Source organism: Stenotrophomonas sp. 05N423 (assembly GCF_056397145.1).
This window is the reverse complement of sequence record NZ_JBFTMV010000012.1, coordinates 100,351-116,441: the sequence shown is the minus strand read 5'-3', so window position 1 is coordinate 116,441 and position 16,091 is coordinate 100,351. Positions and strand designations below refer to the sequence as shown.

Below are 16,091 nucleotides of genomic sequence, written 5' to 3'. Positions count from 1 at the left end.
CGCGCAGCAGGTCGGCGACTTCATCCTTGCCGGACACGTCGATGCTGTTGTCCAGGCGTCCACCGGCGATGCCGTTGGCCACGCCCACCGCACTGGCCAGCGGGCGGGTCAGGCTGCGGGTGATCAGCAGGGCCAGCAGTACGCCGAGCGCGATGCTCAGCAGGCCGATGCCGAGCGACAGCTTGCCGGTCCAGCTCTCGATGGCGTGGTATTCGTCGCTGCTCTTGCGGGTCAGCACTTCCTGGTGCTTGAGCAGGGCGGTCAGGGTGTTGTTCCAGGCGAGGGCGCGGGATGCCTGCTCGGCAAGCAGCACCTGGACCGCGGCGTCGAAATCGCCGGCCTCCATGAACCCGTCCAGCGCCTTGGTCGGCACGGAAGCGACGCGGCGGGCTTCCTCGATCTCGGCGACCATGCGGTCGCCGACGGCATCGCGCGGGATCTTGATGTACTGCTGCCAGATCTCGTCGTATTTTCCGGCGAGCGTGCGCAGCTCCGCCTGGTCCTGCGCGAAGCCGTCGCCGCGTTTGAGCAGCATCAGGCGCCGATTCCTGATGACGGCGTTGTTGGTGTCGAGCATGTCGTTCAACAGGCGCATCTTCACCATGTTGACGTTGGTCAGGTATTGGAACTGGTCCGACTTGAGCCTGTTTCCATACAGGACAACGGCCAGGATCGCGATGATGAGCAGCAACACCAGTCCGAAGCCGATAGCCAGCCGCGAACCAACCTTCAGATTCCTTAAGGTATCCATGTCATTCCTTTGGTTTGGGTTTGCTTTCAATGGCGGCCTTCGCACCGGTTTCCTTGGCAGGTTGCGCTTGAAACCAGAGTGGGTCAGGCCGGCATCATGGGGTCATTCAGGGGTTTGCCTTCATCGATCTGGGAAAAACAACGGACTTCGGGAACAACGGTTGCCACAGGAGCGTCGCCCCCGGGTGGGAGCAGCGCGGATCAGAATTCCTGCCAGTCGCCCACCTCGGCGGTCACCGCTTCGCGGGGCTGGAGAGGTGCCTTCGGACGCGACGGCGTGGGGTGGGGCGCGGAGCGGGGAGATGGCTTGCGGGTGCCTGGCGCTGCCTCCATGGCATGGGTCCGGAATTCCGCCACCGCACCCGCCAGCAGGCTGGCCTGTTCCTCCATCGAACGCGCGGCGGCGGTGGCTTCCTCCACCAGCGCGGCGTTCTGCTGGGTGGCTTCGTCCATCTGGGTGACGGTCTGGTTGACCTGCTCGATGCCGGCGCTCTGCTCCTGCGAGGCGGCGGAAATCTCGGCCATGATGTCGGTCACGCGTTGCACCGAGGTGACGATCTCGCCCATGGTCGTGCCTGCCTGGTGGACCAGTTGCGAACCTTCGGACACCTTGTCGACCGAGGTCTCGATCAGCCCCTTGATCTCCTTGGCCGCACCCGCGGACCGCTGGGCGAGGGTACGCACTTCCGAGGCGACCACGGCGAAGCCACGGCCCTGTTCGCCGGCGCGCGCGGCTTCCACCGCCGCGTTCAGCGCCAGGATGTTGGTCTGGAAGGCGATGCCGTCGATGACGCTGATGATGTCGGCGATCTTCTTGGACGAGGCCTCGATGTCCGCCATGGTGGTGACCACCTGGCTGACCACCTGGCCACCCTGCGAGGCCACGCCGGCCGCGCCCTGCGCCAACTGGTTGGCCTGGCGGGCGTGTTCGGCGTTCTGGCGCACGGTGGAGGTCAGCTCCTCCATCGAGGCAGCGGTTTCCTCCAGATTGGCCGCCTGCTGCTCGGTACGACGCGACAGGTCGTTGTTGCCCGAGGCGATCTCGCCGGCGGCGGTACTGATCGCGGACGAGGCCCCCTGGATGCGGCCGACGATCGAGGTCAATTGGTCGACGGTGGCGTTGGCGTCGTCGCGGATACGCGCGAACACCCCCTGGTAATCGCCTTCCATGCGTGTGGTCAGATCGCCGTGCGACAGGGCGCCGAGCAGGGTCGAAACCTGGCCGACACTGGCGGCGAAGCTGTCCAGCAGGTTGTTCAGCTGTTCCGACAGCTGCAGCAGGAAGCCGCTCTTGCCCTCCAGCGCGATGCGCCCGGAAAGCTCGCCATTGGCGGCGGCGGCGACGATACCGCTGACCTCGCGTTCGACCTGCACCTCGGCGGTGCGGTCGTCCCATTCCACGACATAGCCCAGGCGCCGGCCATCGCCATCGGTGACCGGGTTGATGATCTGGCGCATGACGTGGTTGCCGACGGTGATCTGCGCGCGATGGGTGCCGCGCAGTTCGCCCAGCAGTTTGCGCTGGTGCGGTGGATGCTTGTGGAAGATGTCGATGTTGCTGCCGATCAGCGTCTTCATGTCGAAGTTCGGCAGGTCGCGGCGCATGTCCTGCTCGGCCTTGCCCAGCATCTGGAACAGCGGCCGGTTGGCATAGATGATGTTGAGGTCGGCATCGGCGATCATCACGCTGGTGGTGACGTCGTCCAGTGCGGAACGGATGCGCAGGTTTTCCGCGGCAACGGCGGCGTCGCGCTCGATACGGTCGCGCAGGTTGCCCTGCATGGTCTGCATCGAACGCAGCAGGGTGCCGATCTCATCACGGCGCGTGGCCTCGATGCGACCGTCCAGCTTGCCGTGGGCGATGTCGTCGGCAACGCCGGCGGCGGTGGCCAGCGGCAGCACCACCTGCCGGCGCAGCAGCACGAACAGCGCCGCGCACAGCACCAGGGCGGCGACCAGGCCGACGGCGGCGACGATGTACAGCAGCACATGCGCCTGGCGGGTCAGCAGCGCCTGCGGCACGACCACGCCCAGGGCGAAGCGCTGCGCGGTGTCGCCGACCTGGATCGGCACGTACACGGCCACGTTGCCGTCCGCGTCCGGCGTGAACGTCTCGGATACCTCGCCCTTGGCGATGCGCGCGAGCATCGCGCGGGTGGCGGCGTCCTCGCGCAGCTTGCCGATCTCGGCCGGATCATGGCCAGCCAGCACGCTGCCGGCGGGCGACAGCAGTTCGACATGGCCTTCGCCCATCGGCGACAGCTGCGAGAGGCGCTCCTGCAGCGCGGACAGGGCGAAGTCCACGGTCACCACGCCCAGGAAGCGGCCGTCCTCGATGATCGGCATGGCCAGGGTCGTCATCAGTACCTGCTTGCCGTTGATCGCATAGGTGAACGGCTCCATCAGCATCGGCTGCTTGGCTTCGCGCGGCTTGAGATACCAGTCGCCGTCGCCGGCCACGTCGTAGCCGTGCAGTGCTTCGGTGAAGGGCGCGCCATCGGCCCAGGCCCAGTAGCTCATGAAGCGCCCGCTCTGGTCGTGGGCTTCATCGCCGGTATGCGCGGCGTCGGCGCCGTCGAAGGCGTCCGCTTCCCACAGGGTGCTCACGCCCAGCCAGTCCGGATGGTCGAGCAGTTGCTGCCTGAGCAGCGAGGACACCGCCGGACGGGTCAGGATGCCCTGCTCGTGCTGCAGGCGCAGGGTGCCGGCCAGGGTGCGGGCGGTGTCGTAGGCCTCGGTCAGTCCGCTGGACATGCGTTCGGCCTCGAGGCCTGCGAGGTTGCGCATTCCCTCCTGCGAGGAGGCGAGCAGCGCATGGCTGCTCTTCCAGTAGCTGATGGCGGCGGTCACGCCGAAGGAAAGCAGTGCGATCAGGGCCACGCCCAGCATCAGGCGGCTGACAATGCTGGAACTGGAACGGGGGTGGGGCACGGCTTTCCTCCTGCGGCCGGGTGTCCCTCGATATCGGAACAGCGGCACATGACTTTGGTGAACAGGGACGCTGGAGGCCGTTACAGGCTGCCAGCGTCCCTGGAATTGAGGCTCCGTCGCCGGATCGGCGGCGGAGTGGGCGTGTGCTCAGAACTCCTGCATGCCGCCACCGGCCATGCCGATGCTGCGACCGGCCGGATGGGCCGAAGGCGCGGCGGCCACCCGCGCCAGGGAAGAGGCGACGGTGTCGGCCAGGCGGAACTGGGAGACCGCATCGCTCAGCTGGTGCGCCTGTTCTTCCATCGAACGCGCGGCGGCGGTGGCTTCCTCCACCAGCGCGGCGTTCTGCTGGGTAGTCTCGTCCATCTGGGTGACGGTCTGGTTGACCTGCTCGATGCCCGCACTCTGCTCCTGCGAGGCGGCGGAGATCTCGGCCATGATGTCGGTCACGCGCTGCACCGAGCTGACGATCTCGCCCATGGTGGAGCCGGCCTGATGCACCAGCGCCGAGCCTTCGGACACCTTGTCGACCGAATCCTCGATCAGATCCTTGATCTCCTTGGCCGCACCCGCGGATCGCTGGGCGAGGGTACGCACCTCGCTTGCCACCACCGCGAAGCCACGGCCCTGTTCACCGGCACGCGCGGCTTCCACCGCCGCGTTCAGCGCCAGGATGTTGGTCTGGAAGGCGATGCCGTCGATCACGCTGATGATGTCGGCGATCTTCTTCGACGAGGCCTCGATGTCGGCCATGGTGGTGACAACCTGGCCCACGACCTGGCCGCCCTGCGAAGCGACGCCGGCGGCGCCCTGGGCGAGCTGGTTGGCCTGGCGGGCGTGTTCGGCGTTCTGGCGTACGGTGGAGGTCAGCTCCTCCATCGAGGCGGCGGTCTCTTCCAGATTGGCTGCCTGCTGCTCGGTACGGCGCGACAGGTCGTTGTTGCCGGTGGCGATCTCCGAGGCGGCGAGGGTGATGCTCGATGCCGCGTTCTGGATGCGGCCGACGATCGAGGTCAGCTGGGCGACAGTGGCGTTGGCGTCGTCACGCATCCGGGCGAACACGCCGTGGAAGTCGCCGTGCATGCGTGCGGTGAGGTCGCCGCGGGCGATGGCCTGCAGCAGGCTGGAGGTCTCGGCCAGGCTGTGGTCGGTGGCCTCCATCATCGCGTTGAGGTTGTGCACCATCTGTCGGAAATCGTGCTGGAACTGCTCCTCGTCGCCGCGCTGGCTGAAGTCGCCGGCGGCCGCGGCGCCGCTCAGGCGGCGGATCTCGCTGCTGATCGCGGTGAGGTTGCGCTTGATCATCGCCATGGTCTCGGTGATCTCGGCCTTCTCGCCGGGCAGCTGCGGCATGTCGCGGGTCAGGTCGCCCACGGCATAGCGCTGCGCCAGTTCGATCACCTGCATCTTTACGTTGATGTGGCCCGCCACCAGTTCATTGGTGCCGGCGACCATCACCCCGTAGTCGCCGGGGAAAGCGTTCTGGTCCATGCGGTAGCTGATGATGCCGGCGCCATGCTGGCGTTCCATCTCCTGCTGCGCGGCGATCACCGCCTGCAGCTGCGCCTGCATGCGCTGCATGGAGGACAGCAGCTTGCCGACCTCGTCGCGGCGCGAGGCGTCGATGCGGCGGTCGAGCTTGCCGGCGGAGACGTCGTCTGCCACGCGCACGGCTTCGCCCAGCGGCAGCATGATCGCGCGGATGATGGCCCAGCCCAGCAGGGCGGCGAGCGCCAGCGACAACACCATGCCCACGACCACCGCGATCAGCGAGCGCTGGTAGGCCAGCCTGGACGCGGCCACGTCCTTGGCCAGCTGTTCCTGGTTGTACTGCGACATCAGCTTGAGCTGGTCGAACAGCACGCGGCGCAGCTTGCGCGATTCGTCCGAAGAGATGCGCCGCGCGCCATCGAAGTCGTCGGCGGCGATGGCCGCGGCGATGCGCTCATGGGCCTCGAAGTAGGCCGTGCGCTGTTCCTTGAGTTTGTCGTACATCGCCAGTTCTTCGGCGGTGTAGTCGGTCTCGATGTCGTCGTAGGCCTTCTCGGCCGCTTCGATCAGGCCGCGCGTATCGGCCAGGCGCTTGTCGTAGTCGGCCAGCTGCTCGGCATTGCCCTGGTAGTTCAGCTGCGACTGTTCATAGGTGCGGAATTCGCCCAGCTGCGCGCGCATCTCGCCCAGCTGCTGGACGGCGGGCATCCAGTTGTTGTTGATCTGCTCGATCTGGGTGTTGGCGAGCATCATCCGCCACAGCGAGAAGCCTCCCATCAGCAGGGTGATCATGCAGGTGATGCAGAAGGCGAGGACCAGCTTGCGCGTGATCGACAGGTTCTGGAACCATTTCATCGCAGACATCTCCAAGGGCGGGCTTCGACGGTATGCAGGCCCGGCGCTCCTGCGGAGTGTCATGAATCCGGAATGGGCCGCGACGGGAGGCCCTCACCCACGACGGGGTGCACTACCGCGATATCGGCGCAGGCGTCCGCTTCTTGACGCCGGTCGAGCCGCGACGCGGGATTCCGTGAGCAGGTGCACGGAATGTCTCCGTCCCGGCACCGCAGGCGGCGCCGGGTTTCCGCTCAGAAGTGGAACTGCGCCCGCAGCTGCAGCGCTTCCGGCTGCGCATGCAGGGCGCCGCGACGGGCATCGGCCCGCACGTAATTGGCCTGGAATTTCAGGTGCGGCCCGACATACCAGTTGGCGCCAAGGGTCCAGTTGTGCTCCCGGCCGCCGCGGATCAGGCCATCGTCCAGGTCGATGCGGCTGTAGCGCGCCAGCAGTTCGATGGCGCCGCGCTTGCCGGCCGGCTTCGGGTTGGCGACGTTGCCGCCGCTGTAGGCGCGGGATTCGCCGGTGAGCAGCCAGCTGCCGGCCAGGTACCAGCCATCGCCCCGGTAGTCGGCCAGGCCATGGCGATGCGTGGTCTGCTGCAGGTACTCGCCCTGCAGCGACCAGGGGCCTTCGATCCACAGCGCTTCCAGGCCGCGGCGCTCGATGCGTGCGACATCGCGCAGGGTGCCGGAATCGACCAGGCGCAGTGGCGTCAGCGAGGCCTCCGGCTTGGCGCGCCAGCGCATGCTGGACGCGATCTCCACGCCCAGTCCATTGGTCTCGGCATCGGGGCGTTCGCGGGTGGCCGATACGCCCAGGTGCAGCACGTGGGCGGCTTCCTTGCGCGGCGTCCAGGCCAGCCGCGCGGCAAGGCTGTCGCCGCGGTTGTTGCCCTGCAGATCGTGCGAATAGGCGCCTGCGTTGAACAGCCAACGCGGCCGTTCCAGCGCCCAGTCCACGCCGATGCGGCGGCCTTCGTAGAACGCCTGCGTCGGCAGCGCGTTCTCCATGAAGGCGCCGTTGCGGGTGGCGGTGTTGCCCTCGAAACCCAGCGGCAGCTTCATCTGGCCGACGCGCCACTTGCCCAGGTCGCGGCCGGTCAGGCCCTTGCTGTCCAGGCGCAGGGCCACGTCCATCCAGGTGTCGGACTGGAAGTCGTAGGAGGCGGTGAAGTCGTACAGGCCCTTGCGCTTGAGGGCGACGCCGAACTCCTTGCGCCGCCAGTCCTGGTCATCGTCGAACGCACCGCCATCGGCGGCGAAACGATTGACGTCCCAGGCGAAATTGCCGGTGAGCGTGGCCTCGGTGCCGTCGGCGAAGGCCAGCTTCGGCGGCCATGCGCTGGCCTGGGGGCCGGCGAAGGCGGGAGCGGCGAGGGTGAGCAGGGCGAGAGGAGCCAGGCGGCGCATGCGGGTGTCCCGGAACGAAGGAGGCTCCACGCGGTGGCGCGGGCCGGGGTGGATTGCGAAACCCTCCGTCGGCAGAGCGGGAAGGCGCGTCTGCGCGCCATCGGCGCGCGTGCATCGGGCCGCCCACGGCGTGGGCGGGACATGGAGCAGCAAAGAGGTGAAACCCCGCGCTACGACACCTCTGGCTGCACCTGCCTGTCCGCTGCAGCGCAGCGGACATCCGGGTGCGGTCCGACGACGGTTCGCAGGCAAGGCCTTCGCCCCGCAGGGCGAAGGTGCGGACTCAGGCCGCCTGCGGCAGGCGCAGCGAACGGACCAGTCCGCCGACGTCGACGATCAGGGCGACGCGGCCGTCGCCGAGGATGGTGGCGCCGGAGACGCCGCCGATGCGGCGGTAATTATTCTCGATGTTCTTGACCACGACCTGCTGCTGGCCGAGCAGCTCGTCCACTTCCAGCGCGATCTTCTGACCGTCGCCTTCGACCACTACTACCAGCGGATCGGCATGGGTTTCCTGACGGTAGCCGTAGTAATGCCCCAACGCCAGGATCGGCAGGTATTCGCCGCGCACGCGCAGCACGCGGCCTTCGCCGGCCATGGTGCGGATGTCCTCGGCCTTGGGCTGCAGCGCCTCCAGCACATAGGCCAACGGCAGGATCAGGGTTTCGCCGGCGACCGACACGGTCATGCCGTCGAGGATGGCCAGGGTCAGCGGCAGCCGGATCAGTACGCGGGTGCCGGCGCCGGTCTGGCTTTCCAGCTGCACTTCGCCGCCCAGGGCCTGGATGTTGCGGCGGACCACGTCCATGCCGACGCCGCGGCCGGACAGGTCGGTGACCGCATCGGCGGTGGAGAAGCCGGGCTGGAAGATCAGGTCCCAGACCTGGGTGTCGGTCGGGTTGTCGGGAACCGCCAGGCCGCGCTCATGGGCCTTGGCCAGGATCTTGTCGCGGTTCAGGCCGCGGCCGTCGTCGCTGACCTCGATGACGATATGCCCGCCCTGGTGTGAGGCGGCCAGGGTGATCGTGCCCATTTCGTCCTTGCCGGCCTGCCTGCGCACATCGGGCATTTCCAGGCCGTGGTCGATCGAGTTGCGCACCAGGTGCACCAGTGGATCGGCGATCTTCTCGATCAGACCCTTGTCCAGTTCGGTGCCTTCGCCGATCGTGCGCAGCCGCACCTGCTTGCCCAGGCGCGAGGACAGGTCGCGCACCAGCCGCGGGAAGCGGCGGAACACGGCATCCACCGGCAGCATGCGCACGCCGATCACCGCTTCCTGCAGGTCGCGGGTATTGCGTTCGAGCAGGTCCAGGCCGGCCAGCAGGCGTTCGGCGTGGGACGGGTCCAGGCCGCCGGAAACCTGCTTGAGCATGGCCTGGGTGATGACCAGTTCGCCGACCAGGTTGATCAGCGCATCGACCTTGTCGACGCTGACGCGGATCGAGCTTTCGGCCTCGTGGCCGCCACCCTGCGCATTGGCCGCGGCTGCGGCGGGGCGTACGGCGGCAGCAACTTCCGCCGCCACTTCCTGCACCGGCGTCGGCGCGCTGGTGGCCAGGCTCGGCGGCGCGATGATCGGCTGGATGTCCAGCTCGCAGTCGTCCACCACCCAGGCGAAGGTGTCTTCGATCTTGCTGCGCGGGATGCGGCCGGTCAGGCCCAGATCCCAGGCGATATAGGCTTCCAGCGGGTCCATCTGCTCGAAACCGGGCAGGCGTTCCATGCGCGCGTCGACCTGCAGCGGGCCGAGGGTTTCCAGCTCGCGGATGATGCGCAGCGGGTCGTTGCCGCTCATGAACAGCGACGGCGCCGGCACGAAGCCGATCTGCCAGCCTTCCGGTTCGGCCGTGGCTTCTTCCTGCTTCGCCGCGACCGGCGCGGCGGCGTCGCCGGACAGCACCGCTTCCAGGCGCGCCTTTACCGCGGCGACGGCCGCCGGATCGGCGGTCTGGCCGTGTTCGGCCTCGCGCAGCAGGGCGCGCAGCACGTCCACCGAGGACAGCATGGCATCGACCGCGGCGCTCTCCAGTGCCCGCTTGCCGGCGCGCAGCTCGTCGAGCAGCGTTTCCAGCACGTGGGTCAGGCCGGCGATGGCCTCGAAGCCGAAGGTGCCGGCGCCGCCCTTGATCGAATGCGCGGCGCGGAACACCGAGTTGATGATCTCCGGATCCTGCTGCCCGTCCTCCAGGGCCAGTAGCCCGGCCTCCATGGCGTCCAGCCCTTCGCGGCTTTCCTCGAAGAAGGTGGCGTGGAAACGTTGCAGGTCCATGCTCATCGGCGCGCTATCCGGTCAGGGTTCGGGGGCAGTGGGGTGGGCGATCAGCCCAGGACTTTCTGGACGGTGGCGACCAGCTGTTCCGGGTTGAACGGCTTGACCAGCCAGCCGGTGGCACCGGCGGCCTTGCCTTCGGATTTCTTGTCGGCGGCCGACTCGGTGGTCAGCATCAGCATCGGGGTGAACTTGTAGTCCGGCAGCTGGCGCAGCTCGCGGATCAGCGAGATGCCGTCCATGTTCGGCATGTTCACGTCGGTGACCACCGCGTTGAACTTGGCGCCCTTGGCACGGCCGAGGGCGACGGCGCCGTCTTCGGCTTCCTCGACGGAATAACCGGCCGAGGTGAGGGCGAAGGCCACCATCTGGCGCATCGACGCCGAGTCGTCCACCACCAGGATTCGAGCGCTCATGCAACGTTCTCCACAGAATTCGATTTGTCAGGGGTTGCGTCCAGACCGAGGGTCTGGAGGACGCCGAGCAGGCGCGCGGCGTCGCGGAAGGTATCGGTAGCGTCGTCGAAGACGGTGGCGTGGCCGGCCTGGCGGCGGGCCAGGACGAAGGCGCACAGCACCTGGATGGCGGCGGTATGCACGCGGCCTACCTGGCTGGCATCCACGCGCAACGCGTCGTTCCGGCCCAGGTGCGGGGCCAGGTGTTGCTTCAGCTCGCTGGTGGACTCGATGCCCAGGTCCTGCGCCAGTGCCACAGTGCTCATCGTTGCTCCGGAGAGACGGTACTGGACCAGTTAACGGCAACCGCGCAGGGTTCTTTAGCGACGTGAAGAACGGCGCTCGATTCTGTGAACGGGTAAGCGGAATGGCAGGGACGGACGGAGAAGCGCCGGGAACGGGAGAAGACCCGCGCGGATGCCGCGACTGCGCCGTCCCCGGACCTGCCGGCCAAGTGCGGTGCGGGGGTTGTCCCGCACCCGCGCAGGCCGGTCTTCAGCGCTCGCACTGCAGCAGTTCGGAGGCGTCGAGCAGGATCATCGGCTGCTGGCCGATGCGGGCCACGCCGCGGAACAGGGTGTTGGAGATCTGGCAGATGCGGGCGGTGTCGGGGGGTTCGATCTGCGACTCGGTCAGGTTGGCCACGTCCTCCACCGCGGACACGCGCAGGCCCAGGACTTCGCCCCTTTCCTCGAGCACGACGATGCGGGTCAGGCTGTCCTCGCCGACCGCGGCGAACCCCAGGTGAAGGCCGAGATCGATGACCGGTACCACCTGGCCGCGCAGGTTCATGATGCCCAGCATCGCCGCGGAAGTGCCGCGCAGGCCCAGCAGCGGCACCGGCAGCACGACTTCCTGCACCTTGAGCAGTTCCAGCGCATAGGCCTGCACGCCGCAGCGCAGGCGCAGCCAGCGCGATGCGCGTTCGCTGGCGCGGCGCTGGGGCTGGTGCGGCTCGCGCGCCTGCGCCTGCAGCGCGGCCCAGACATTGTTGCCGGCCGGTACGGCTGGCGCAGCCGCGGCGCGGTGTGCGGGTTCCGGCTCGGCAACCGCCGGGGCGGCTTCGACGACGGGACGCGGCGACACGGGTGCCGGGGCGGGAGCTGGAACGACCGGTGCGACGACCTCGGCTGCCACGGTTGCGGGTGGCGGCGGGGCAGCAGCGGCTTCCACTTCAACCGGCCTGGCCGGCGGTGCCGTCACGGCGACCGTAGGGGCAGGTGCAGGCGCCACTGGGACCGGGATCGCGTCGAGCAGCAGTTCGCCCAGGTAGTCGTCCAGCATGTCCACGCCGCTCATGCCGCGCGCTCCAGCTGTGCGGCATCTTCGGCGCACAGCCACTCCAGCGCCCGCCGGTAGGCCGACAGGCCACGGCCGGGGTAGTTGTCGTCATGGGCCGGGGCGGTGAGCGTGGCCGGGCTGCTGATGCGTGTATCGACCGGGATCGCGTCTTCCCACACGCGCTCGCCGTAGCGGTCCTGCATCAGCTTGAGGGTTTCGTTGCCGGTACGGGTACGGCGGTCGAACAGGGTCGGCAGGATCGACACCGGCAGCGGACGGCCGCGCGAGCGTTCCACCATCTGCCCGGTCCGCACCATGCCTTCCAGGCCGTGCAGCGCCAGCGGTTCGGCCTGGGTGGGGATGATCAGGCGGTCGGCGGCGGCCAGCGCGTTGATCATCAGCAGGCCCAGGGTCGGCGCGCAGTCGAGCAGGATGTAGTCGTGGCGCTGCCCGTGCTGGGCCAGCGCGTGCTGCAGCGCCAGGCCCAGCCCCGGCTGGTTGGCGCTGCGCCGTTCCAGGGTGGCCAGCGCGGCCTGCGCGCACAGGTAGTCCAGCCCGGGGATGGCGCCGCCGAGGGCGAGGGTGGAGATTTCCCCTGGCGGGGTGGCGAACAGTTCCAGCACGCCCTGCGGCGGCGGGTCCAGCGGCACGCCGAAGGCGCGGGTCAGCGAGGCATGCGGGTCGAGGTCGATCAGCAGAACGCGGTGGCCGAGCGCGGCCAGGCCGCGCCCCAATGCCAGCGTGGTGGTGGTCTTGCCGACGCCGCCCTTCTGGTTGGCAATGGCCCAGATACGCATCAGTGCACTCCTTCAATTGCTGCCGGCAACGCCGGTCCGGACGCGCGCATGGGCGCATCGGCGCCGGCGGCATCGGGGGTGGGGTGTTCGGCGGCGACCGTGGTCGTGCCGTCTGCCAGCGCATCGGCGCTGGCGGCCGAGTCGGCCAGGATGATGACCATCACCCGCCGGTTGCGGTTGCGGCCTTCGAGCTGCGCATTGCTCTCGCGTGGGCGGAATTCGCCGTAGCCCATCATCGCCAGCCGCTGCGGCTGCACGCCGTGGTCGGCGAACAGGTGCACCACGCTGGCGGCGCGGGCCGCCGACAGTTCCCAGTTGGACGGGTACTGCGCAGTGGCAATCGGCATGTTGTCGGTATGGCCTTCCACGCGCACGCCATTGGGGGCGTCCTGCAGGACGTCGGCCAGCTTGCCCAGGGTCTGCCGCGCACCTGCGTCCAGCGCCGCCGAACCGGCGCGGAACAGGATGTCGCTGTTGATCTCCACTTCGATCCACAGTTCGGTGCGGCGCACGGTGATCACGCCCTGGTTGACCAGTGGCGCCAGTGCCTGGGTCAGTTTCTGGGCGATCTGCCCGAGCTGGCGCTCGGCGCGCTGCAGCTGCTCGCGGTCGCGCAGCGATACCGGCTGGGTCATCTGCGAGGCCATCGACGGCAACCGGGTCGGGTCGGCCATCGCACCGCCGGCCAGGCTGGGCGAGTGGATCACCGCCGGGCTGTCGTGGCCGCCGCCCTGCAACTGCTTGTTGCCGACCTGCACCTGGCTGATGGTGCGCGGCGCGCCGCCGAAGGCGGTGGTCAGGGCATCGGCCATGACCCGGTACTTGCCTTCGTTGAGCGAGGAAATGGCATACATCACCACGAAGAACGCCAGCAGCAGCGTCATCAGGTCCGCATAGGGAATGGCCCATGCCTCATGGTTGGCGTGTTCTTCGTGGGACTTGCGACGGGCCATGGTTCAACCCACGAAACCGGCCAGGCTGGTTTCGATGTTGCGCGGGTTCTCGCCCTGGGCGATGGCGATCAGCCCTTCGATGATCATCTCGCGCTCGCGGCTGTTGTGCGCGATCACGCTCTTGAGCTTGGCCGAGACCGGCAGGAACAGCAGGTTGGCCGAGGCGATGCCGTAGATGGTGGCGGTGAACGCGGCGGCGATGCCGTGGCCGAGCTTGCTCGGGTCGGCCAGGTTCTTCATCACCGCGATCAGGCCCAGCACCGCGCCGATGATGCCCAGGGTCGGCGCATAGATGCCCATGCCCTCGAACACCTTGGCCGCGGCCAGGTCGCGGTGTTCCTGGCCGGTGAGTTCGATTTCCAGCATGTGCCGGATCGCTTCGGGCTCGACGCCGTCCACCACCAGCTGCAGGCCCTTGCGCAGGAACGGGTCGTCCTGCATGTCCACCTGCGGTTCCAGGCCCAGCAGGCCCTGGCGGCGGGCGATGTTGCTCCAGTCCACGATCTGCCGGATCAGCGCCTGGCGGTCGCTGGCCGGCGGCTGCACCACCCAGCGGACGATCCTGAAGGCGTGGCGGAAGATCGCCGGCGAGGTATGCAGAAGGATCGAGGCGACGGTGCCGACGATGACGATGACGAACGCAGCGGGCGACCACAGCGAAGCCAGGCCGGCGCCCTTGAGAATGCTTCCGCCCACCAGCGAGGCCAGTGCGAGGAAGAGTCCGATGATGCTGAGTCTGTCCATTTAACGGGTATCGGCTTTTGCGGGGGGGACTTGAACGGATGGTTTCCTTCTCCCTCCGGAAGAAGGTGCCCCGAAAGGGCGGATCAGGGTACGGACGAAGCCTCGTGCGGCCAGGCATCGCGGGGGGCTTCCCCGTACCCCGCATCGCGCCCCGCTCCTTGCGCTGGCGCAAGGAGCATTCGAGGGGCTTGCAAGGATCAGTCCTGGCCGCGCAGACCGTCCACGTCCAGGATCAGCGCCATGCGGCCGTCGCCGATCAGGGTGGCGCCGGCATAGCCCTTCAGCCCGCGCAGCGCCTTGGGCAGCGGCTTGATCACCACTTCCTCGCGGCCGCGCACCTGGTCCACGACCAGGCCGAAGCGGGCTTCGCCGATCTGCAGCACGACGATGGTGAGCAGGGCCGACTGCGCCGGTTCCACGTCCAGCCATTGGCGCAGGTCCACCAGCGCCAGCGTGTGCGACTTGCGGTCGAGCACGGCGCGGCCGTCGAACCAGCCCAGCGAGGTGCGGGGGGCGTGCAGCACTTCCATCACGCGCGCCAGCGGCAGCGCGTAGATGTCCTCGCCGGCCTGCACCAGCAGGGTCGGCAGGATCGCCAGGGTCAGCGGCACGCGGATCAGGAAGCGGCTGCCGCGGCCGAGCTCGGACTGGATCTGGATCTGCCCGCTCAGTTCGCGGATGCGCGACTGCACCACGTCCATGCCGACGCCGCGGCCGGAGATGTCGGTGACTTCCTGCTTGGTCGAGAAGCCGGGCAGGAACACCAGGTGCAGGCATTCCTCGCTGCTCAGCCGCGCGGCGGCTTCCGGGTCCAGCAGGCCTTTCTCGCGGGCCTTGGCGCGCAGGCGTTCGGGGTCGATGCCGGCGCCGTCGTCCTGCACTTCGATGCTGACGTAGTCGCCTTCCTGCTGCGCCGACAGCCGTACCCGGCCCATGCGCGGCTTGCCCTGCGCCTCGCGCAGCTCGGGCATTTCCACGCCATGGTCGATGGCGTTGCGGACCAGATGCACCAGCGGGTCGGCCAGGGCCTCGACCAGGTTGCGGTCGAGCTCGGTCTCGGCGCCGATCAGTTCCAGGTCCACTTCCTTCTTCAGGTTGCGGGCGACATCGCGCGCGACTTTGGGGAAGCGCGAGAACACCTTGCCCACCGGCTGCATGCGGGTGCGCATCACCGCCGACTGCAGGCGCGCGGTGGCGATGTCGAGGGTGGAGACGGCGCGGTCGAGTTCCTCGTCCTTCAGGCGCGCGCGCAGGGTCTTGAGCCGGTTGCGCGAGAGCACCAGTTCGCCGATCAGGTTGACGATGGCGTCCAGGCGCTTGGTGTCCACGCGCACGGTCTGCTCGGGCTCGACCGCGGCCTTGGCCGCAGCGGGTGCCGGGGTGGCCGCGCGCGGCGCGGGCGCAGCCGGGAGCGGGGCGGCCGGCGAGGCCGGCAATGCCCGCGTGCCGGGCGCGGCACCGCCGTGCAGGGTGTCGAGCAGGGCTTCGAATTCGTCCTCGGTGATGAGGTCGTCGCCGCCCTTGCGGGCGGCAGCGGGCCTGGCCGCGGCCGCGGCAGGCGCGGCGCCGGGCGCGGCGGTGCCATGCAGCTGGTCGAGCAGGGCTTCGAACTCGTCCTCGGAGATGAGGTCGTCCGCCGCCCTGGAAGAGGCCGTGGCGGCCACCGGCTTGGCGCCGGGCACGCCGCCGCCGTGCAGCTGGTCGAGCAGGTCCTCGAATTCGTCTTCGGTGATCATGTCGCCGCCGGCGGCCGCGACCGGTGCCGCGGCCACGGGAGCCGGGGCGGCGGGCGCCACGTCGACGTCGAACAGCGCGATCAGCGCCGGCGGCGCGTGCTGCGGATCGGTGCCGGCCGACACCGCGTCGAGCATGGCCTGCAGCCAGTCCAGCGACTGCTGCGCGGCATCGAAGTGGTGCGCCTGCAGTACCGCCTTGCCCGAGCGCGCCATGCCCAGGGTTTCCTCGGCGGCGTGACACAGCTCGACCATCGCGTTGATGCCCAGGAAGCCGGCACCGCCCTTGAGCGTGTGGAAGCCGCGGAACACCGCGTTGAGCTGGTCGTTGTCGCGGGGCGACTGCTCCAGCGCGACCAGCTGTTCGCCGAGGCGATCCAGGATTTCCTGGGCCTCGAGGATGAAATCGGCGGCGATGTCGTCGGCGAAGGCGCTCAT

General features: G+C 68.6%; 11 protein-coding genes and 1 pseudogene. All 12 read right to left on the bottom strand.

Going from position 1 to position 16,091, the window contains the following annotated elements; genetic code table 11:
* Nucleotides 1-751: MCP four helix bundle domain-containing protein (locus tag AC1DGW_RS16135; RefSeq protein WP_478024943.1), on the bottom strand; the 751-nt coding region annotated here is incomplete at its 3' end.
* 200 nt (nucleotides 752-951) lie between these two features.
* On the bottom strand, nucleotides 952-3,639 hold the full coding sequence (locus tag AC1DGW_RS16130) for a methyl-accepting chemotaxis protein (RefSeq protein ID WP_478024956.1): 2,688 nt from the start codon (nucleotides 3,637-3,639) through the stop codon (nucleotides 952-954).
* A 189-nt stretch (nucleotides 3,640-3,828) separates the two neighbouring features.
* Nucleotides 3,829-6,027 (bottom strand): methyl-accepting chemotaxis protein, encoded by a 2,199-nt coding sequence (locus AC1DGW_RS16125; RefSeq protein WP_478024939.1) that lies wholly within the window; start codon nucleotides 6,025-6,027, stop codon nucleotides 3,829-3,831.
* A 233-nt stretch (nucleotides 6,028-6,260) separates the two neighbouring features.
* Entirely contained in the window at nucleotides 6,261-7,421 is a 1,161-nt protein-coding gene (locus AC1DGW_RS16120; protein ID WP_478024937.1) for an OprO/OprP family phosphate-selective porin, read from the bottom strand.
* 283 nt (nucleotides 7,422-7,704) lie between these two features.
* A complete protein-coding gene (locus AC1DGW_RS16115; protein ID WP_478024935.1) occupies nucleotides 7,705-9,696 on the bottom strand; it encodes a chemotaxis protein CheA in 1,992 nt (663 codons plus the stop codon).
* Between the two features lie 44 nt (nucleotides 9,697-9,740).
* Nucleotides 9,741-10,106: a response regulator gene (locus tag AC1DGW_RS16110; protein WP_153193038.1), complete on the bottom strand. Its 366-nt coding sequence runs from the start codon at nucleotides 10,104-10,106 to the stop codon at nucleotides 9,741-9,743.
* Nucleotides 10,103-10,411, bottom strand: coding sequence for an STAS domain-containing protein (locus tag AC1DGW_RS16105; protein ID WP_478024932.1), 309 nt, complete (start codon nucleotides 10,409-10,411; stop codon nucleotides 10,103-10,105). Before AC1DGW_RS16105 ends, AC1DGW_RS16110 begins: the two co-directional genes overlap by 4 nt.
* Nucleotides 10,412-10,640: 229 nt before the next feature.
* Nucleotides 10,641-11,423: pseudogene (locus AC1DGW_RS16100) on the bottom strand (chemotaxis protein CheW); the annotation flags it as partial.
* Nucleotides 11,424-11,440: 17 nt separating this feature from the next.
* Entirely contained in the window at nucleotides 11,441-12,223 is a 783-nt protein-coding gene (locus AC1DGW_RS16095) for a ParA family protein (protein ID WP_478024929.1), read from the bottom strand.
* The gene (gene motD / locus AC1DGW_RS16090) at nucleotides 12,223-13,176 is read right to left on the bottom strand and encodes a flagellar motor protein MotD (RefSeq protein WP_478024927.1); all 954 of its coding nucleotides are present in this window, start codon (nucleotides 13,174-13,176) and stop codon (nucleotides 12,223-12,225) included. Before motD ends, AC1DGW_RS16095 begins: the two co-directional genes overlap by 1 nt.
* A gap of 3 nt (nucleotides 13,177-13,179) precedes the next feature.
* Nucleotides 13,180-13,920 carry a flagellar motor protein gene (locus tag AC1DGW_RS16085; RefSeq protein ID WP_478024925.1) on the bottom strand — a complete coding sequence of 247 codons (741 nt, stop codon included), beginning with the start codon at nucleotides 13,918-13,920 and terminating at the stop codon, nucleotides 13,180-13,182.
* A 197-nt stretch (nucleotides 13,921-14,117) separates the two neighbouring features.
* Nucleotides 14,118-16,091 carry a chemotaxis protein CheA gene (locus AC1DGW_RS16080; RefSeq protein WP_478024922.1) on the bottom strand — a complete coding sequence of 658 codons (1,974 nt, stop codon included), beginning with the start codon at nucleotides 16,089-16,091 and terminating at the stop codon, nucleotides 14,118-14,120.

Bases quoted from the DNA above. Each gene is read 5' to 3' on its own strand.
- AC1DGW_RS16110 (WP_153193038.1), bottom strand. From the start codon at position 10,106: ATGAGCGCTCGAATCCTGGTGGTGGACGACTCGGCGTCGATGCGCCAG.
- AC1DGW_RS16105 (WP_478024932.1), bottom strand. From the start codon at position 10,411: ATGAGCACTGTGGCACTGGCGCAGGACCTGGGCATCGAGTCCACCAGC.
- AC1DGW_RS16115 (WP_478024935.1), bottom strand. From the start codon at position 9,696: ATGAGCATGGACCTGCAACGTTTCCACGCCACCTTCTTCGAGGAAAGC.
- AC1DGW_RS16120 (WP_478024937.1), bottom strand. From the start codon at position 7,421: ATGCGCCGCCTGGCTCCTCTCGCCCTGCTCACCCTCGCCGCTCCCGCC.
- AC1DGW_RS16130 (WP_478024956.1), bottom strand. From the start codon at position 3,639: ATGCTGGGCGTGGCCCTGATCGCACTGCTTTCCTTCGGCGTGACCGCC.
- AC1DGW_RS16125 (WP_478024939.1), bottom strand. From the start codon at position 6,027: ATGAAATGGTTCCAGAACCTGTCGATCACGCGCAAGCTGGTCCTCGCC.
- AC1DGW_RS16095 (WP_478024929.1), bottom strand. From the start codon at position 12,223: ATGCGTATCTGGGCCATTGCCAACCAGAAGGGCGGCGTCGGCAAGACC.
- motD (WP_478024927.1), bottom strand. From the start codon at position 13,176: ATGGCCCGTCGCAAGTCCCACGAAGAACACGCCAACCATGAGGCATGG.
- AC1DGW_RS16080 (WP_478024922.1), bottom strand. From the start codon at position 16,091: ATGAGCGCCTTCGCCGACGACATCGCCGCCGATTTCATCCTCGAGGCC.
- AC1DGW_RS16085 (WP_478024925.1), bottom strand. From the start codon at position 13,920: ATGGACAGACTCAGCATCATCGGACTCTTCCTCGCACTGGCCTCGCTG.